Annotated in this window: 16 protein-coding genes; 13 read left to right on the top strand and 3 right to left on the bottom strand. The window is 65.5% G+C overall.

Annotation, left to right across the window (positions count from 1 at the left end; all coding sequences use genetic code 11):
- Positions 1–38 precede the first annotated feature (38 nt).
- Positions 39–2300, bottom strand: a complete 2262-nt coding sequence (locus ASD94_RS12940) for a cation-translocating P-type ATPase (protein WP_056643546.1) — start codon at positions 2298–2300, stop codon at positions 39–41.
- A gap of 167 nt (positions 2301–2467) precedes the next feature.
- Here ASD94_RS12940 and ASD94_RS12945 point away from each other — a divergent pair, with 167 nt between their 5' ends.
- From ASD94_RS12945 to ASD94_RS12955, 3 genes are all read left to right on the top strand, one after another.
- Positions 2468–2674 (top strand): heavy-metal-associated domain-containing protein, encoded by a 207-nt coding sequence (locus ASD94_RS12945; RefSeq protein WP_056643548.1) that lies wholly within the window; start codon positions 2468–2470, stop codon positions 2672–2674.
- A 36-nt stretch (positions 2675–2710) separates the two neighbouring features.
- Complete coding sequence (cueR, locus tag ASD94_RS12950; protein ID WP_233247238.1) at positions 2711–3229, top strand: Cu(I)-responsive transcriptional regulator; 519 nt, start codon at positions 2711–2713, stop codon at positions 3227–3229.
- Between the two features lie 123 nt (positions 3230–3352).
- Positions 3353–5008: an ATP-binding protein gene (locus ASD94_RS12955; protein WP_056643550.1), complete on the top strand. Its 1656-nt coding sequence runs from the start codon at positions 3353–3355 to the stop codon at positions 5006–5008.
- Between the two features lie 352 nt (positions 5009–5360).
- Here ASD94_RS12955 and ASD94_RS12960 read toward each other — a convergent pair whose 3' ends face one another.
- A complete protein-coding gene (locus ASD94_RS12960; RefSeq protein WP_056643552.1) occupies positions 5361–6230 on the bottom strand; it encodes a TetR/AcrR family transcriptional regulator in 870 nt (289 codons plus the stop codon).
- Positions 6231–6385: 155 nt separating this feature from the next.
- Between ASD94_RS12960 and ASD94_RS12965 the strand changes: the two genes are divergently transcribed.
- From ASD94_RS12965 to ASD94_RS13005, 9 genes are all read left to right on the top strand, one after another.
- Positions 6386–7228, top strand: a complete 843-nt coding sequence (locus ASD94_RS12965) for an ABC transporter ATP-binding protein (protein WP_056643554.1) — start codon at positions 6386–6388, stop codon at positions 7226–7228.
- The gene (locus tag ASD94_RS12970) at positions 7225–8115 is read left to right on the top strand and encodes a branched-chain amino acid ABC transporter permease (RefSeq protein ID WP_056643556.1); all 891 of its coding nucleotides are present in this window, start codon (positions 7225–7227) and stop codon (positions 8113–8115) included. The genes ASD94_RS12965 and ASD94_RS12970 overlap by 4 nt, the downstream gene beginning before the upstream one ends.
- 94 nt (positions 8116–8209) lie before the next feature.
- The gene (locus ASD94_RS12975) at positions 8210–9247 is read left to right on the top strand and encodes a branched-chain amino acid ABC transporter permease (protein WP_056643558.1); all 1038 of its coding nucleotides are present in this window, start codon (positions 8210–8212) and stop codon (positions 9245–9247) included.
- A gap of 17 nt (positions 9248–9264) precedes the next feature.
- Complete coding sequence (locus ASD94_RS12980) at positions 9265–10443, top strand: ABC transporter substrate-binding protein (RefSeq protein WP_056643560.1); 1179 nt, start codon at positions 9265–9267, stop codon at positions 10441–10443.
- Positions 10444–10456: 13 nt separating this feature from the next.
- Positions 10457–11275, top strand: coding sequence for an ABC transporter ATP-binding protein (locus tag ASD94_RS12985; RefSeq protein WP_015011891.1), 819 nt, complete (start codon positions 10457–10459; stop codon positions 11273–11275).
- The gene (locus ASD94_RS12990) at positions 11272–13071 is read left to right on the top strand and encodes a long-chain fatty acid--CoA ligase (protein ID WP_200954231.1); all 1800 of its coding nucleotides are present in this window, start codon (positions 11272–11274) and stop codon (positions 13069–13071) included. Before ASD94_RS12985 ends, ASD94_RS12990 begins: the two co-directional genes overlap by 4 nt.
- Before the next feature lie 86 nt (positions 13072–13157).
- Positions 13158–13991: an enoyl-CoA hydratase/isomerase family protein gene (locus tag ASD94_RS12995; protein WP_235510661.1), complete on the top strand. Its 834-nt coding sequence runs from the start codon at positions 13158–13160 to the stop codon at positions 13989–13991.
- 168 nt (positions 13992–14159) lie between these two features.
- The gene (locus ASD94_RS13000; protein WP_056643564.1) at positions 14160–14933 is read left to right on the top strand and encodes a pirin family protein; all 774 of its coding nucleotides are present in this window, start codon (positions 14160–14162) and stop codon (positions 14931–14933) included.
- 40 nt (positions 14934–14973) lie between these two features.
- The gene (locus ASD94_RS13005) at positions 14974–15747 is read left to right on the top strand and encodes a gamma-glutamylcyclotransferase (protein WP_056643566.1); all 774 of its coding nucleotides are present in this window, start codon (positions 14974–14976) and stop codon (positions 15745–15747) included.
- Positions 15748–15775: 28 nt separating this feature from the next.
- Here the strand turns inward: ASD94_RS13005 and ASD94_RS13010 are convergent, their stop codons facing one another.
- Entirely contained in the window at positions 15776–16846 is a 1071-nt protein-coding gene (locus ASD94_RS13010) for a recombination-associated protein RdgC (protein ID WP_056643567.1), read from the bottom strand.
- Positions 16847–17180: 334 nt separating this feature from the next.
- Here ASD94_RS13010 and ASD94_RS13015 point away from each other — a divergent pair, with 334 nt between their 5' ends.
- A complete protein-coding gene (locus ASD94_RS13015; protein WP_056643569.1) occupies positions 17181–17741 on the top strand; it encodes a Spy/CpxP family protein refolding chaperone in 561 nt (186 codons plus the stop codon).
- Positions 17742–17845 lie beyond the last annotated feature (104 nt).

Below are 17845 nucleotides of genomic sequence, written 5' to 3' on the forward strand. Positions count from 1 at the left end.
AGTTTGCCAGACATCGATAACCGTTCTGTACGTATTTATCACATGCGCCACCGCTTGAGTAGGAGGGCATTCGCCATCACGCTGACCGAACTCAGCGCCATGGCGGCCCCGGCCACCACCGGGCTCAGAAAGCCTAGGGCCGCCAGCGGAATGCCCGCCACGTTGTACGCAAACGCCCAGAACAGGTTCTGGCGGATCTTCATCACCGTGCGGCGCGAGATATCCAGCGCCGCCGCCACCAGCATCGGGTCGCCGCGCATCAGCGTGATGCCCGCTGCATGCATGGCCACGTCCGTGCCATTGCCCATCGCCATGCCCACATCGGCCGCAGCGAGCGCCGGGGCATCGTTAACGCCGTCGCCCACCATCGCGACATGATGGCGCTTGCCATCACTGCCCTGTTGCAACGCAGCCACCTTGGCCGACTTGTCGCCCGGCAGCACCTCGGCCATCACCTCGCCCGCAGCCGGGTCCAGCCCCAGGCGGCGCGCCATGGCCTCGGCCGCGCCCCGGTTGTCGCCCGACACCATCACCGTGCGAATGCCCCGCGCCTTCAGCGCCGCCAGCGCCTCGCGCGCGCCGGGCTTGGGCTCGTCGCCAAAGGCCATGACCGCGCGCAATGCCAATCCCTCAGTCACACGCTGGGCCACGGCGGACACTGTGGCGCCTTCGCGTTGCAAAGCCTCCGCGCGGTCTGACAGCGGGCCCAGGCCCACCCCCAGCTCCTGCATCCAGCGCAGGCTGCCCACCAGGTAGCTCTGGCCCTCCACCTCGCCCTCGGTGCCGCGCCCGGGCACGGCGCGCACGTCCTGCGCGGTGGCCACGTGGATCTGCCGCTCGCCCGCAGCCGCCACCACCGCCCGCGCCAGCGGGTGTTCGCTGCCGCTTTGCACAGCGGCCACCGCCGCCATCACCACCGCATCGTCCAGACCCGGTACCACCTCAAACGCCGTGAGCCGGGGCTGGCCCACGGTCAGCGTGCCGGTCTTGTCAAAAGCCACCGTGTCCACCTTGTGGGCCAGCTCCAGCGCCTGCACGTCCTTGATGAGGATGCCGTGTTTGGCCGCCACGCCCGTGCCCGCCATGATGGCTGCAGGCGTGGCCAGCCCCAGCGCACAGGGGCAGGCAATCACCATCACGGCAACCGCGTGGATCAACGCGGCCTCCAGCCCCGCGCCTATGGCCAGCCAGCCCGCCAGGGTCACCAGTGCCACCACCAGCACCACCGGCACAAAGATGGCCGACACCTGGTCCACCAGCCGCTGGATGGGCGCCTTGGCGGCCTGGGCGTCTTCCACCAGCCGGATGATCTGGGCCAGCACCGTCTCGGCGCCCACAGCCGTCACCGCCATCACGATACGGCCATCGCCGTTGATCGCCCCCCCCGTCAGCGCCGCGCCCACATCGCGCGCCACTGGCAGGGGCTCCCCGGTCAGCATGGATTCATCCACCTGCGTGTGCCCCTCGTGCACCGTGCCATCTACGGGGATGCGCTCGCCGGGCCGCACGACCAATTGATCGCCCACCAGTACCTCGGCCACGGGCACATCTACCTCGCCAGATTTGGAGAGCAAATGCACCACATCGGGCCGCAGCGCATGCAGCGCGCGGATGGCCGCCGTGGTCTGGCGCTTGGCGCGCGCCTCCAGCCACTTGCCCAGCAGCACCAGCGTGACCACCACGGCCGAGGCCTCGAAGTACAGGTGCGGCACATGCCCCGGATGGTCTGTGGGCGCTGTGAGCCACAGCCACATCGACAGGCCCCAGCCCGCGCTGGTACCCAGCGCCACCAGCAAATCCATATTGCCGCTCAGCGCCTTGGCCGCATGCCAGCCCGCTTTGTAAAACCGCGCCCCCAGAATGAACTGCACCGGCGTGGCCAGCGCAAACTGCATCCAGGCGGGCAGCATCCAGTGCTGGCCAAACAGGTCGCCGATCATCGGCAGCACCAGCGGCGCCGACAGCAGCAGGCCAATGCCCACGGGCAGGAACCCCGCCCAGGGCGAGAGGTCTTCCACCGCCTCGTCCTGCCCCGCCGCACGCGGCTCGTACCCCGCGTTACGCACCGCGCGGCGCAGCACCGCCTCCATCGCGGCAGCATCAGCGCCGACCTGCGTGACAAAGGCGATGCGCGCAGACTCGGTCGCCAGGTTGACCGAGGCCTCCTGCACGCCGGGTACCTTGCGCAGCGCGCGCTCCACACGGCCCACGCAGCTTGCGCAGGTCATGCCAGAAATGCCCAGGTCCAGCGAGTGGAGGGACTCGGGCGCAGTGTTGGGGGGGGTGGTGATGGTGTTCATGGCCGGGATGCTGATCCTTGACGTGATGGCAAGGTCAAGCATTGATATTGATCAACCCTCACATCATGAGTGTCTTGCGCAGCGTTTGACTCTGCCACGATGTCAAGCTTCAACATTCGCTTCGGTCGCATCCACGGCCACATTTCCAAATCCAACAAGGACACACCATGGCAACCAACACCACAACCTTCCAAGTACAGGGCATGACATGCGGCCACTGCGAACGCGCCGTCACCCAGGCCGTGCAGCAGGTAGACCCTAACGCCCAAGTCCGCATCAACCGCGCCAGCGGCAAGGTGGACGTGGACAGCACCGCCCCCCGCGAAGCCCTGGCCGCCGCCATTGCCGAAGAAGGCTACACCGTCGCGGCCTGAGCTCCACGCCACCAAGCACCCAGCGAAGGCCACACCATGACCACGCCCCAGTCCATCAATACCGCGCCGACCGCGCGCACCAAGGCCGCAGCGCCCCGCGCCATCGCCTGGCCCGTGCCCATCGGCGTCGCCGCGCGGCGCGCAGGCATCTCGGCGCGCATGGTGCGGCACTACGAATCGCTGGGCCTCATCAACGGCGTGGCGCGCACCGACAGCGGCTACCGCCAGTACACCGAGGCCGATGTGCACGCCCTGCACTTCATCCGCCGCAGCCGCGACCTGGGCTTCTCGATGGAAGAAATCGCCGAGCTGCTGGGCCTGTGGCACGACCACAGCCGCGCCAGCAGCCAGGTCAAGCGCATCGCGCAGCAGCACATCGACGACCTGAGCGAACGCATCGCCCAGATGCAGGCCATGCAGCGCAGCCTGCAAACGCTGGTGTCCTGCTGCCAGGGCAACGACCGGCCGGACTGCCCCATCCTGGACGATCTGGCCTCCGGGCAGGCAGAACACCACACACCCCGGGCCTTGCGCAAAACGCTACCAAATCAATAGCTGCTTGCGCATGATCGAGTAACGCTTGGGGCACAAAGAGCCTCAAAACTGCTCACACTAGGCCCCGGCGGCTCCGCATGGCAGACTCTCAGGCAGTTCCCACTGCCTGCTACTGCCTGCCTCATGCCCACCTCTGTCGCCCAGCTTCAACAATGGCTGCTTGAACCCGAAGGCCAGCGCCTGGAATTCAAGGAGGCCAAGCAGAACTACCACTTTGACACGCTGGTCAAGTACTGCGTGGCCCTGGCCAACGAGGGCGGCGGCACCATGGTGCTGGGCGTGACGGACAAACGGCCCCGTCGCATTGTGGGCACACAGGCGTTTGAAGAGCCAGGACGCACCGAGGCGGGTCTGCACCAGAAGCTTGGGCACCGCATCCCCGTAGAAGAGCTGTTGCTGCCCAAAGGGCGCGTGGTGATCGTTCACGTTCCGCCACGCCTGCCGGGCACAGCATGGGAGATCGATGGCCGCTACTTCAAGAGCGCGGGTGACGACCTAGCAGCCCTGAGCGGCCAAGAGCTGCGGGAGATGTTTGCAGAAACAGGCCCCGACTTTTCGGCACAGCCCTGCCCCGGCGCCACGCTGGCCGACCTGGAGCCCGAGTCCATCGCCCTGTTCCGCGAACGCTGGGCGCGCAAGACTGGCGACCCACGCAGGCGCGAGCTGAGCGACCTGCAAACGCTGCGCGATACCGAACTGCTGGTGGAGGGCGATCAGGTGAGCTATGCAGCGCTCATTCTGTTTGGTACGCGTGCGGGCCTCACGCGGTGGCTGGCACAGGCAGAGCTGGTGTTTGAATACCGCTCGTCCGAAGCCGCAGGCCCGGCAGCCGACCGCGAGGAATACCGCGCAGGCTTCTTTGCCTGGCAGGACGCATTGTGGAAAAAGATCAACCTGCGCAACGACCGGCAGAGTTACCAGGACGATTTCTTTCGCATGGACCTGCCCACCTTTGACGAGGTGCCCGTGCGCGAGGCCATCCTGAACGCGGTGGCCCACCGCGACTACCGCCTGGGCGGCTCGGTCTTTGTGCGGCAATTTGCCAAGCGGCTGGAGGTGGTTAGCCCCGGTGGCCTGCCGCCCGGCATCACGCCCGAGAACATCATTGACCAGCAATACCCGCGCAACCGCCGCCTGGCCGAGGCGCTAGGGCGCTGCGGGCTCATCGAACGATCCGGCCAGGGCTTGAACCTGATGATGGAAAGCGCCGTGCGCCAAGGCAAGCCCCTGCCCAGCTTTGCGGGTACTGCCGCGCACGAGGTGCGGCTGACGCTGGAGGGTGGCGTGCGCAACCCGGCGTTTGTGCGGTTCATGGAGCGGCTGGGGGACGAGACGCTGCGCAGCTTTTCTACATTGGACTATTTGGCGCTGGAATGCCTGCAACAGGGTCGGCCCATGGCACCTCAGCTGCTGGAACGGTTGCCCGCCCTTGCGGAAGTGGGTGCCGTAGAAACTATCGGTAGGGGCAAGACCGCCAAGTACATCCTGGCGGCCGCCTTGTATGCGTCGCTGGGTAGTAAAGGCAGCTATACCCGGAAGCGGGGCTTGGATCATGGAACCAACAAGGCTTTGCTGCTGCAGCATCTCAAAGACCAAGGCGAAGCCGGTGCGCCACTGAGCGAGTTCAGACAAGTGCTGCCGTCCCTTCCCATGAAGGCCGTACAGAAGCTCCTGGATGAGTTGCGCAATGAAGGGGTGATCAATGTTCTCGGTCAGCGGCGCTGGGCCCGTTGGTATCTATCAGAGGCAGCCGTCTTTAAGCCAACTGGCAATACCTAGGGGTAAAGCAATGCTTTATGTCGCAGAATATTTCCATATAAATCAATGACTTATAAAACCCAAAACCGCACAAAGAATACGGTAGCGGGTTAAACAACCTGTTTAAACAAGCCGGTCACAGGAAGCCGTTCGCGCACATCACGTGAAAAAGGCAATGCGTTGATGAAAACCGGTTTCGCTGAACTTGCCAAGGCGCAGCGTGAGGCTTTGACAAGCTCAGCCCAAACAAGCACGTCAAGCATCAGAGATACAGGCTCAATACCCTGAAAACACTATTCGATAGATAGCTTTCAGCGCCTATCCAAGGACGCCAAAAGCCAATCTGCCTCAATCCATCGGTAGATACAACACGCTAGCCTCCACCGCGTTGGGCACGGGTCTTTGCCTTGCCGCTGGCGGGCTTTGGTTGGGGGACTGGCGCTGAAACAGCGCTATCGGCGATGACCGCCGCAGGCCGCCGCAACACCCCATCACACAGCGTCGCAATGCACTGCTGCGCCACCTGCTCGGGCGTGTATTCGCCATCGGGCTGGTACCAGCGGCCGATCCAGCTGAGCGCACCGGCAATCACAAAAGCCGTCATCTTCGGGTCGCAGGGCTGCAGCGATCCTTCGGCCACGCCCTCGGCCACCAGGCGGCGGAACTCCTGATCGATGGCGGACTTCAGGCGGCGCAGCTCCTTGCGGCTTTCGGGGGGCAGCTGCTCGTCGCCCACGCGGATCAGGCACATGCCGAAGTCCATGGTGACGATGCGCGCATACACCTGCATGCAGGTCATGAGCTGGTCAATGGCCTTGCCGCCCGCAGCGCGCGAGGCATCAATCCCCTCCAGCATCATCGTGAGGCCCTTGCTCACGCACTGCAGCAGGATCTCGTCCTTGTTCTTCACGTAGTAGTACAGCGTGGGCTTGGTCACGTTCAGGCGCGCGGCGATGTCGTCGAGCGAGGTGGCGTGAAAGCCGCGTTCGTTGAACAACTGGGCCGCCGCCTGCAGCACCGCATTGCGCTTGGCCTCGCGCTGGCGCTCGCGGTGCGACACCGGGGGCCAGGGAGACGCCGCAGCGGTCGGGGCTGGCGCAGGGGCGGCTAGGGCCGACTCAGCCTTCGCGGCCTTTTTGACCGGCTTGGCCAGCTTGACCTGCTTGGCAGCGGGTGCAGAAGACGGCGCTGCGGCGGTGGGGGTGGCGCTGCGGCGGCGGGTTGCCACTTTGGCGTGGGGCATGGATGGCAGTTCCTCGGGAAAGTACGGATGCTGATGAGGGTCGCGGCTTCCAGAATCTACTTGCGAGTAAACAGTTTACGCACAAGTAGGAAATTTGCGCTGGGTTCCATCGAAATTTCTGTCAAAAGCTGTAGTCAACCCGTATTAGAAAGCCAATGGAGACAACCCCTTCCGGCCCCGCTGCTGCCACGCCCCTGCTGCAGGTGCAGGGCGTGACCCTGGCGTTCGGTGGCGTGAAGGCGCTGACCGGCGTGGGGTTTGATGTGCAGCCTGGCTCCATCACCGCCGTCATCGGCCCCAACGGTGCGGGCAAGACCTCGCTGTTCAACACCATTTCGGGCTTTTACCGGCCCAGCCAGGGCTCCATCCGCTTTCAGGGGCAAGACATCACCCGCGTGCCCGCGCCGCAGCGCGCCAAGCTGGGCCTGGGCCGCAGCTTTCAGAACATTGCGCTGTTTCGCGGCATGACGGTGCTCGACAACATCAAGCTCGGCCGCCACGCGCACCTCCAAACCAACGTGCTCGACGCGCTGTTCTACCTGGGCCGCGCACGCCGCGAAGAGGCAGAACTGCGCCGCGACATCGAGGAGCGCATCATCGACTTCCTCGAAATCGACCACATCCGCCACGCCCCCGTCTCGGCCCTGCCCTACGGCCTGCAAAAGCGCGTGGAGATGGCGCGGGCCCTCGCCATGCAGCCGCAGATCCTGATGCTGGACGAACCCGTGGCCGGCATGAACCGTGAAGAGACCGAAGACATGGCGCGCTTCGTCCTCGATGTGCGCGAGGAATGGGGCGTGACGGTGCTCATGGTCGAACACGACATGGGCATGGTGATGGATCTGTCCGACCACGTGGTGGTGCTCAACTTCGGCCAGGTCATCGCGCAGGGCACGCCCGCACAGGTGCAGGCGGACCCCGAGGTCATCCGCGCCTACCTGGGCGCGGGCGACGTGGGCGACCTGCGTGCCAAGCTGCAGGGGGTGACCACCGCATGACTGGCAACTTCGACTGGGCCTACCTGTTTGAGATCAGCCTCACCGGCGTTGCAGGGGGCGGGCTGTATGCGCTGGCGGCGCTGGCCTTTGTGATGGTCTACAAGGCCACGCGCGTGGTCAACATTGCCATTGGCGAGCTGCTGATGGTGGGCGCCTACCTGTTCTTCACCTTTGCATCGATGTTCGCGCTGCCGCTGTGGCTGGCCATCCCGGGCGCCGTGCTGGGCACAGGCCTGCTGGGCGCGGTGATCGAGCGCACCATGATCCGCCCGCTGCTGGGCGAGCCGCCGATTTCCGTCTTCATGGTCACCGTGGGCCTGGCCTCGGTGCTCGTGGGCTTGGTGGAAATGATCTGGACCGCCGACCAGCGTCGCCTGCCCGACTTCATGCCCACGCAGCCCATCATGGTGGGTGATGCGTTCCTCGCGCCCAAGGTGTTCTGGGGTGCTGTGATTGCCGTCGCGTTCATCGCAGCGGTGCTGGTGGTGTTCCGCTTCTGGCGGGGCGGGGTGGCCCTGCGCGCCACGGCCAGCGACCAGGCCGCCGCGTATTCGGTGGGCATCAACGTGCCGCGTGTGTTCTCGTTGGCCTGGGTGGCCTCGGCCATGCTGGCGGCCATCTCCGGGATCATCGTTGGCTCGATTGGCGGCATCTCGTCCAGCATGGGCGTGTTCGGGCTGTCAGTGCTGGTGGTCGTCATTGTGGGCGGGCTCGACAGCGTGCTGGGCGCGCTCGTAGGCGGCATCCTCATCGGCCTGATCGAGGCGCTGGCCGGGGCCTACCTGGGCGGCGAATACAAGCTGCTGGCCACCTTCATCGTGCTGGTGGCGGTGCTGCTGGTGCGGCCGTACGGCCTGTTCGGCACCCACGAAATCGAGAGACTGTAAAAACATGAGCCCCCACGTTCATCACCTCGTGTATCCACTGCCCCCCAAGGGGGCGCAGGCCTCCCTTGGGCCGGCCCGGCGGCAGGCCTGACCCATGCGCATCGGAACCCTCAAGGAAACCTACATCGCCGACGCGGCGCTTTTCGACTCGCGCACCCAAAAAGTGTGGCTGGCCGTGGGCGCTGTGCTGCTGGTGCTGTTCCCCTTCATGGCCAGCGACTACTGGCTGTACCTGGCCTGCCTGGTCAGCATCAATGTGGCCAGCGCCACGGGGCTCAACATCCTCACGGGCTACACGGGGCTGGTCAGCCTGGGGCAGGCCGCCTTCATGGGCCTGGGCGCCTACACCGTGGCCGTGCTGGAAACCAAGGTGGGCACGCCCTTTGTGCTCAACCTGCTGGCCGGTGGCTTGGTGGCCATGCTGGGCGGCATCGTGGTGGGCATCCCCTCGCTGCGCGTGAAGGGGCTGTACCTGGCGATTGCCACCATTGCCGCATCGTTCATCGCGCACTTCATCTTTGCCAACTGGAAGTTCACCGGCGGCACCGGGGGCCTGAGCGTGCCACCCGCCAAGCTGTTTGGCATGGCGCTCGACACCTCATTCCGCCTGTACTGGCTCATCGTGCCCGTCACCATCCTGATGCTGCTGGGCGCGGCCAATCTGTTCCGCACACGTGTGGGCCGGGCCTTCATCGCCATCCGCGACCGCGACATCTCGGCCGAGGTGCTGGGCATTCCGCTGCTGCGCTACAAGCTGCTGTCGTTTGGGCTGTCGTCGTTCTATGCGGGCGTGGCGGGCGGGCTGTGGGCGTACTTCTTTCGCGTGGTCACGCCCGAGAGTTTTCCGCTGCTCATGTCCATCTTTTTCCTGGCGGCCATCATCGTCGGCGGCATGGGCTCCATCCTGGGCGGCATCCTGGGTGCGGTGTTCATGACCATGGTGCCCGAGCTGCTCAAGCTCGTGGTGGACCTGATGCCCGGCGGCAGCGAACTCACCGTGTTCCTCTCGCCCGTGCGCACGGTCATCTTTGGCCTGCTCATCATCGGTTTTCTCGTCTTCGAGCCCCATGGCCTGGCCGAAGTGTGGCGGCGCGTCCGTCGTTTCTTCCATCTCTGGCCTTTCAGAAACTAAACCCCCAGGAGACACGCATGAACAAGACCCCCACATCACCCCGTCGCCGCACCCTGCTGGCCGCCGCTGGCGCCGCCGCCCTCACCAGCCCGCTGTCGGTGCTGGCGCAAGGCGCTGAAGAAATCGTGATCGGTGGCTCCATCCCGCTCACCGGCGTGTTCGCGTTTGCAGGCGTGGGCATCAACGCGGGCATGGGCGACTACGTGAAGATGCTCAACGACGCGGGCGGCATCAAGGGCCGCAAGGTCAAGTACGTGCCCGAAGACACGGGCTACAAGGTCGATGTGTCGGTGGCGGCGTTCAAGAAGATCACCAGCCAGAACAAGGTCAACCTCTACTACGGCGACTCCACGGGCTTCTCCAAGACCATCAACCCCGAGCTGGACCGCAACGGCAACATCCTGATGGCGGGCGCATCATTTGCCACCGAACTCAACGACCCCAAGAAGTACCCCAACCAGTTCCTCGTGGGCCCCGACTACACCGAGATGTTCGGCATCCTGCTAAAGCACATCGCCAAGGAAAAGCCGGGTGCCAAGGTGGCCTTCGTGTACTCCGACTCCGAATTCGGCCGCGACCCCATCGAGTCCAGCGAAGCCCTGGCCAAGCAGCTGGGCCTGTCGGTGCCGATCAAGATCATGACGCCCGCCGGCAGCGTGGACGTGTCGGGCGAGGTCATCAAGCTGCGCCGTGCAGCGCCCGACTACACCATCTTCCACGGCTACATCCTCGCGCCCATCCCCGAGTTCATCACCCAGGGCAAGCAGCAGGGCATGACCAGCAAGTGGATGGGCACCTTCTGGACCATGGACAGCTCCACCGTCATGAAGATGGGCGAAGCCGCCGACGGCTTCATGGGCGTGATGCCGTATCGCTACTACTACGACACCGAGAAAGCGCCCATGCTGGAGAAGATCCGCGCCATGCGCCCCGAGTACCAGAGCACCGCCTACATCCAGGGGTTTCTGGCGGCCATGCTGTTCACCGAATCGGCCAAGCGCTGCCTGGATGCAGGCAAACCGCTCACGGGCAGCAACCTGAAGGCGGCGCTCAACTCCATCAAGGACTTCGACACGGGTGGCCTGATTGGCGTGCCGATCACCATCAGGGGCAACTCGATCCCCGTGGGCCGCGTGTACCGCGCCGACATGAAGGCCCAGAAGATGGTCGCCGCCTCCGACTGGATCAAGCTCTGACCCTGCTGTTGCCATGACCCAGCCAACCCCGGCCCACGTCCTCGAAGTCAACAACATCGAGGTCATCTACAACAAGGTGGTGCAGGCCCTGCGCGGCCTGTCGCTGGCCGTGCCTCGGGGGCAGATCGTGGCGCTGCTGGGCAGCAACGGGGCGGGCAAAAGCACCACGCTCAAGGCCATCTCGGGCCTGCTGGCGCTGGAGGATGGTGTGGTCGAAAGCGGCAGCATCCACTTCAACGGCCAACCCACGGCCGCCGTGGCCCCGCAGCAGCTGGTGCGCAACGGCCTGAGCCATGTGATGGAAGGCCGCCGCGTGTTCGAAGACCTCACGGTCGAAGAGAACCTGGTGGCCGCCACCTATGCGCTCACGGGGCGCAAGGATGCGACGCCGGACTTCGACTTGGTCTACAGCTACTTTCCGCGCCTGCACGAGCGGCGCAAGGGTCTTGCAGGTTATCTGTCGGGCGGCGAGCAGCAGATGCTGGCCATTGGCCGCGCACTCATCGCGCAGCCCCAGCTCATCCTGCTCGACGAACCCTCGCTGGGCTTGTCTCCCAAGCTCGTCGAAGACATCTTCACCATCATCGCGCGCATCAACGCCGAGCGTGGCACCAGCATGCTGCTGGTGGAGCAGAACGCCACCGTGGCACTGGCCGTGGCGCACCGGGGCTACATCATGGAGAACGGCAAGATCGTGATCGACGGCACGGCCGAACGCTTGGCCAACGACCCCGATGTGCGCGAGTTCTACCTGGGCATGGGCGGTGGCGGCGAGGCCAAGAGCTTCAAAGAGATCAAGCACTACAAGCGCCGCAAAAGATGGCTGTCATGACGCTCCCCGACCTCACCCTGCCCCAGATGCTGCGCGAGCGCGCGCGCACCGACGCTCAGCGCATCGCCATCCGGCAAAAGGACTTCGGCATCTGGAAGCCCTTCACCTGGGCGCAGTACCACCAGCGCGCCAGCCACTTCGGCCTGGGGCTGCGGGCACTGGGCCTGCCTGCAGGTGGGCATGTGGGCGTGATCTCCGAGAACCGCATCGAATGGGTGCTGGCCCAGATGGGCGCGGGCCTGGTGGGCGCGGTGACCGTGGGTGTGTACCCCACCAGCCCCACCAACGAGGTGTCCTATGTGGTGGGCCATGCCGACATCGAAATCATGGTCTGCGAGGACCAGGAGCAGACCGACAAGCTGCTGGCCGCGCTGCCCGAGCTGCCGCGCCTGAAAAAGATCGTGGTCATGGAGACCAAGGGCCTGCGCAGCTTTGCGCCCGAGGTGCGGCAGTTCATCACCACGTTTGACGAGGTAGAAAAACTCGGCGCGGCATCGGACCAGCAGGCGGTCATCAACGACGCCCTCGCGCGCCAGACACTCGACGACGTAGGCCTGATGATCTACACCTCGGGCTCCACCGGCAAGCCCAAGGGCGCGATGATTTCGTACCGCAACATCCGGGGCGTGGTGCCCGGCATCGTGGACCGGCTGGAGCTGTCGCAGGGCACCACGCACCTGTCGTACCTGCCGCTGTGCCACGTGGCCGAGCAGATGCTGACCAGCTTTGTGCCTGTGTACGTCGGCTCGCAGGTGAACTTTGGCGAGTCCATCCGCACCGTGCAGGAAGACCTGCGCGAGGTTGCGCCCACCATGTTCCTGGGCGTGCCGCGCATCTGGGAAAAGCTGCACGCCGCCATCCACATCAAGCTGCAGGAAACCGGTGGCCTGCGGCGCGCGCTGTTCCACAAGGCCTACAACGCCTGCAAGCCGCTGGCCGAAAAGCCGCGCAGTGCCTGGAGCGCTGCCGACAAGCTGACCTTTGCCGCGAGTTACTGGCTGGTGTTCCGTGCGCTGCAGAACTTCATCGGCCTGCGCAATGCGCATGTGGCTCTCACGGGTGCCGCGCCCATTCCGCCCGACGTGGTGCGCTTCTTCCGCGTGCTGGGCGTGCCGCTCATCGAGGTGTATGGCCTCACCGAATCCACCGGCATGGTCACGGGCCACCGTCTGGACCATGTGGTGGTGGGCACCGTGGGCGTCCCAACGCAAGGAGTAAAGCACCGCATCGCCGACAACGGCGAACTCCAGATCCAAGGTGACATGGTGTTTGCGGGCTACTACAAGAACCCCGAAGCCACGGCCAGCAGCATCGTGGACGGCTGGTTGCACACCGGCGACGTGGTGCGCGAATCGCAAGGCCAGATCAAGATCGTGGACCGCCTCAAAGACATCATGATCACGGCCGGCGGCAAGAACCTCACGCCGTCCGAAATCGAGAACACGATGAAGGGCAGCCCCTTCATCAAGGAATGCATCATCGTGGCCGAGGCGCGCAAGTTTGTGGGCGCGCTGGTGATGATCGACTACGAGACGGTGGGCAAGTGGGCCGAGGCGCGGCGCATACCGTTCACGCACTACCGCTCGCTGGTGGAGCACCCCGAGGTGCGCGGCCTCATCGACGCCGAAATCAACCAGGGCAACCAGCGCCTCGCACAGGTCTCGCAGATCCGCAAGTTCCACCTGCTCACCAAGGAGCTGGACCACGACGACGGCGAGGTGACCGCGACGATGAAGGTGCGCCGATCCAGTATCTACAAGACCTATGCGGCCGAGATCGAGGCGCTGTACCAATAGCCCTGGGCTTAGCGCATTGGGACCTATTCACTATCAAAACAGGAGCTGATAGCGCAATATCTACTAGCGCTTGAAGCGGATTGGACATGAAAAATACCGCCACAGACCCTGCAGCAGCCACTACCGCACCGTCCGCGCCCACCCCACAGCCACCCCTGCTGCTGGAGCGCAACGGCGCCATCGCCACGCTGCGCTTCAACCGGCCCGAGGCACTCAACGCCATCGACGTGCCCATGGCCAACGCCTTCCTCGCCACCGTGCAGTCCATCGCTGCCGACCCCGGTGTACGCGCCGTGGTGCTGTGTGGCAACGGCCGGGGCTTCATGGCCGGGGGCGACCTGGCCACGCTGCGCGCCGACCCAGTGCAGGGCGCCATCGACATCCTCACGTCGCTGAACCAGGCCCTGCTGCTGCTCGCGCAGATGAACGCGCCGGTCATCGCCCAGGTGCACGGCGCGGCCGCCGGTGCGGGCCTGAGCCTGGTGCTGATGGCCGACTACGTGATCGCCGCCGAAGGCACGCGCTTCAACCTGGCCTACATCAATTTGGGCACCAGCTGCGACGTGGGTGCCTCGTGGGCGCTGCCACGCATCGTGGGCGTGCGCCAGGCGCTGGAGATTGCGTTGCTGGGCGAGGCCTTCACAGCCGACGACGCGCTGCGCCTGGGCCTCATCAACCGCGTGGTGCCCGCTGCTGAACTGGACAGCGCCACCGCCGCCCTCGCCCAGCGCCTGGCCAATGGTCCGACGCTGGCCTACGGCGCCATGAAGCGCCTGATGCGCGCGTCGATGGACCACACCCTGCCCGAGCAGCTGGCCGCTGAAAAAGACGCCTTTGTGCACTGTGCGGGCACCGAAGACTTCCGCGCAGGGGTGGAAGCGTTTCACCAGCGCCAGAGCCCGCAGTTTGTGGGGCGCTAGTCCGACATCCCTTCCTGTTCTCATTCCCCGTTGCGCCACGGCCGTCCTGCGCAGGCATTGGTCCCGATTCCAGAACACTCCGTTTGACAAGCCCGGGTTTTTCCCGGCGCTCCGGCCGTCTACAGTGTGTGCAGTGCACCCCGCTGGGTGCGCGAAAGACACATCCCCATGATCACCGTCCGCCCCTCCTCCGAACGGGGCCGGTCCTCCACCGGCTGGCTGCACAGCGCCCACAGCTTTTCGTTTGGCGACTACTTTGACTTGCGCCACCAGGGGCATAGCAACTTGCTGGTACTCAACGACGACACGGTGGCACCCGGCAAAGGCTTCGGCACGCACGGGCACCGCGACATGGAGATCATGAGCTATGTGCTCGAAGGCGCCCTCGCCCACCAGGACAACCTGCACGAAAGCACGGGCCAACAACCTGGCGGCCCAGCGGCCTCGGGGGCGCCAAGGGCTGATTCGGCGGAGGCCCCCAGCGGTATCCTGCATCCGGGCGATGTGCAGCGCATGAGCGCCGGTTGGGGCGTGCGGCACAGCGAGTTCAATGCGCTGCCCGACCAGCCCACCCACTTCCTGCAGATCTGGATCAAGCCCCTGTTCACAGGCATCCGCCCCAGCTACGCGCAAAAACACTTTCCGCCCGCAGACCGCCGGGGCCGGCTTGTGCGTATTGCGTCGCGCCGGGGTGAAGACGGCTCGGTCAGCATGAATGCCGATGCCTCTATCTGGGCGGGCTTTCTAGATGGCAGCGAAACCGCTACGCAAGTGCTGAACCCTGAACGCTTGACCTATGTGCACGTAGCGCGGGGGGCACTGCAGGTCAACGGCATCACACTGTCTGGTGGCGATGGCGCCCTGCTGGACGGCGAGAACACGCTGACCATGCACGACGGCCACCACGCCGAGGTGCTGGTGTTTGACCTGGCGCGGCGTTGAAACGCCTGACGCCCCACCCCAGCGCACGGAACTGCCCCCAATGACCCCCGACAACGCCTTCCTTCACCTGCCCGAGCTGCAAGGCCGGCTGACCCCTGCCCATGCCTCGGGCCTGCGCCTCACCGACGAGGTGCTGGCCGAATGGGACGCCCAGGCGCGTTGCCAGGGCCTGCCCGCCCACTGGCGCCTGCCGGACATTGAGGTCGAGCAATCCCGCCGCGAGGTGCTTTCCACCATCACCGCGCAGCGGCAGGATCTGTGGGTGTTTGCCTATGGCTCGCTGATGTGGAACCCAGGCTTTCAATTTGACGAAGTGCGCCGCGCCCGCCTGCCCGGTTTTGCACGCCGCTTTGCCCTGAGTACCTCCATCGGCCGGGGCACACCCGATTGCCCAGGCCTGGTGCTGACCTTGCAGCGCATGGGAACCGCGGAGCCGCAGGACCCCGCCACCTCCCAGGACTGCGAGGGCCTGGCATTCCGCATCCCGCCCTCGCTGGTGGACGCAGAATCCCGCATGTTGTGGCGGCGCGAAATGATCACCGGCGCCTACTGCCCGCAGCTGCTGCCCCTGCCAACGCCCCAGGGTGAGGTGCAGGCGCTGGTGCTGGTGGCCAACACGGGCCACCCCCATTACCGGGGCGACCTGACCCTGCAGGCCACGGCCGCCACCATTGCCACCGCCTGCGGGCGCATTGGCAGCAACCGGGACTATCTGGAGCAGCTGGTGCAGCAGTGCGAGGTGCTGGGCATTGAAGATGCCTATGTGCGTGAGCTGGCGGCGTTGGTGGACGCTGCCTGCAGCAGCGACCGCTGAAGCCACAGTGGCCCGGCGGGCCACGATGTCAGAACGGCGCCGATTCCGGGTCGGTATCGACGGGCACTTCGCGGGGACCAGTCACCACCCCACCCCCAGCCACTTTACGCGCCGGGGCTGAGGGTGCTGCTGCAGCCATCGGTGGCTGTGATGCCGCTGGAGCAGCTTCAGCCCTGTCGCTGGCCACTGCCTGCGCTGCACCCGCCACCCCACTCTCCGACTCCCCTCCCAACGCCTCGATCAGGTCCGGGATCAGCTTGACCAGCTCGCCCGTGGCAATCGCCACGTCGGTGTCAAAGCCTCCATCGTCCGCCTTGGTGCCTTCAAACACCGTGTCCAGGAACGACACTTTCTTGATCTGCAAGCCCTCGGTGAGCATGAAGCTCACACGGTCGTCCCAGGTGAGGGCGAGTTTGGTGGGCAGCTTGCCGGCGTCGATGTGGGCCTGCACCTCTTCGATGTCGAGCGGGTGGCGGGCGTAGCGCACCACGGCTTTTTCTTCGTTGGCGCTTTTCAGCTCGCACTCACGGTCTACCGTGAAGCCCACGGGCGGCTCCTGCTCCTTGAGCCAGTGGGCCATGGCCGCCTGGGGGCTGGTCTGGGTGTCGAGCAGCGATACCGACAGGCCGGGCAGCGATTCGACCAGCAGGGTCACCACTTCGTCGGCGCGGCCCTGGCTGGACGTGTCCAGCACCAAGAGGCGCGAGGCCGTGTCGATCCAGATCCACATCGAGCCCTGCTTGGTGAAGGCCATGGGCAGCAGGTCGAGCTTGGCTTCGTCTTTGAGCTCCTTGCTTTCCTTCTTGCCGGGCTTGCGGCCGGTTTCCTTTTCGATGCGTTCGGCTTTTTCCTTGACCTTGCGCGCCAGCACGCTGCCGGGCAGCACCTTGGTCTCGACCATGAAGCGCAGGATCCACTGCCCGCCCACCGACTCGACCAGGGGGCCGTGTTGCTCACCCCGGGGGGGCACCCAGCCCAGCGACTTCTCCTGCGTGGCGCCACATTCCTGGAAAGGGGCCTTGGCCAGCGCTTCTTCCACTTGCGTCAACTCGACCTGCCATTGCGGAGCAATGCGGTACACGATCATGTTCTTGAACACGGAAAACCTTTGGTTGGGGTCGCTGCGAACAACGACACGGACACGGAACCCGCCATTGTCGGCGGTCGCCACCCCGGCGCCGGGCCGCCGGGACACGGACAGCCCTTGGGGGACTGAAAACGCTACACAATCAATAGCAAACAGGGCATATGGCACCAGCGCATCGCCCGCTATTTGCTCCAAATGATTCTGGAGGATGCTTTGCAAGCGTTCGCCGCAACTTTACACAGCCTCACCCAACGCGCACGGTGGCGATACGTGGGCGGCGGACACTGGACTCCAATCGCTGAAACGGTCGTTGCAGCGAGCTCACCACCGTGAAAGGACTCTCACCATGGCCTCCCGTTTCTCCCCCCGCATTTACCACCGTCTCGCCGCCACCGCCCTGCTCGCCGCCATGGCGTTGCCCGTGCTGGCACAGCAACCCCCTGCCGCGCCTGCTGCATCGCCCGCAGCCCCCACCAAGGCCGCCGAGGGCCGCCACGAACGCCACCATGGCGACATGGCACAGCGCCATGCCAAGCGGCTGGCAGACCTCAAGGGCCAGCTCAAGCTGACCCCCGCCCAGGAACCCGCCTGGACCACGTTCACCACCGCCATGCAACCCGGCGAACGCCCCGCCCGCCTGGACCGCCAGGACATGGACAAGCTGACCACCCCCGAACGCATCGACCGCATGCGCGCAATGCGCGCCCAGCATGCCGCCGAAGCCGACCGCCGTGGCGAGGCCACCAAGGCCTTCTACGCCACGCTGACGCCCGAGCAGCAAAAGACCTTTGATGCCCAGGCCCACCGGGGCCGCCCCATGGATGGCATGCGGGGCGGCGATGGCCGCCACGGTCACGGCGGCATGCGCGGGGGCGAAGGCCGTCCGGCACCCGCTCCGGCCAAGTAAGGGCGCCCCACCAGACCATCTGCGGCCTGGTTGCCCCAGAGCCTGCCCACCGTGGGCCGCAAAGTCCCATCCGACAGGCTCTTACCCCCCACCGCTCACCCGGC

It is taken from the genome of Acidovorax sp. Root70 (genome assembly GCF_001428225.1).
In the GTDB taxonomy this organism is placed as follows: domain Bacteria; phylum Pseudomonadota; class Gammaproteobacteria; order Burkholderiales; family Burkholderiaceae_C; genus Acidovorax.

Excerpts from the sequence above, each read along its gene's own strand:
- ASD94_RS12985 (WP_015011891.1), top strand. The coding sequence starts at position 10,457 with ATGACCCAGCCAACCCCGGCCCACGTCCTCGAAGTCAACAACATCGAG.
- ASD94_RS12955 (WP_056643550.1), top strand. The coding sequence starts at position 3,353 with ATGCCCACCTCTGTCGCCCAGCTTCAACAATGGCTGCTTGAACCCGAA.
- ASD94_RS12965 (WP_056643554.1), top strand. The coding sequence starts at position 6,386 with ATGGAGACAACCCCTTCCGGCCCCGCTGCTGCCACGCCCCTGCTGCAG.
- ASD94_RS12995 (WP_235510661.1), top strand. The coding sequence starts at position 13,158 with ATGAAAAATACCGCCACAGACCCTGCAGCAGCCACTACCGCACCGTCC.
- ASD94_RS12940 (WP_056643546.1), bottom strand. The coding sequence starts at position 2,300 with ATGAACACCATCACCACCCCCCCCAACACTGCGCCCGAGTCCCTCCAC.
- ASD94_RS13000 (WP_056643564.1), top strand. The coding sequence starts at position 14,160 with ATGATCACCGTCCGCCCCTCCTCCGAACGGGGCCGGTCCTCCACCGGC.
- ASD94_RS12975 (WP_056643558.1), top strand. The coding sequence starts at position 8,210 with ATGCGCATCGGAACCCTCAAGGAAACCTACATCGCCGACGCGGCGCTT.
- ASD94_RS12960 (WP_056643552.1), bottom strand. The coding sequence starts at position 6,230 with ATGCCCCACGCCAAAGTGGCAACCCGCCGCCGCAGCGCCACCCCCACC.
- ASD94_RS12980 (WP_056643560.1), top strand. The coding sequence starts at position 9,265 with ATGAACAAGACCCCCACATCACCCCGTCGCCGCACCCTGCTGGCCGCC.
- ASD94_RS13005 (WP_056643566.1), top strand. The coding sequence starts at position 14,974 with ATGACCCCCGACAACGCCTTCCTTCACCTGCCCGAGCTGCAAGGCCGG.
- ASD94_RS13015 (WP_056643569.1), top strand. The coding sequence starts at position 17,181 with ATGGCCTCCCGTTTCTCCCCCCGCATTTACCACCGTCTCGCCGCCACC.
- cueR (WP_233247238.1), top strand. The coding sequence starts at position 2,711 with ATGACCACGCCCCAGTCCATCAATACCGCGCCGACCGCGCGCACCAAG.
- ASD94_RS12970 (WP_056643556.1), top strand. The coding sequence starts at position 7,225 with ATGACTGGCAACTTCGACTGGGCCTACCTGTTTGAGATCAGCCTCACC.
- ASD94_RS12990 (WP_200954231.1), top strand. The coding sequence starts at position 11,272 with ATGACGCTCCCCGACCTCACCCTGCCCCAGATGCTGCGCGAGCGCGCG.
- ASD94_RS12945 (WP_056643548.1), top strand. The coding sequence starts at position 2,468 with ATGGCAACCAACACCACAACCTTCCAAGTACAGGGCATGACATGCGGC.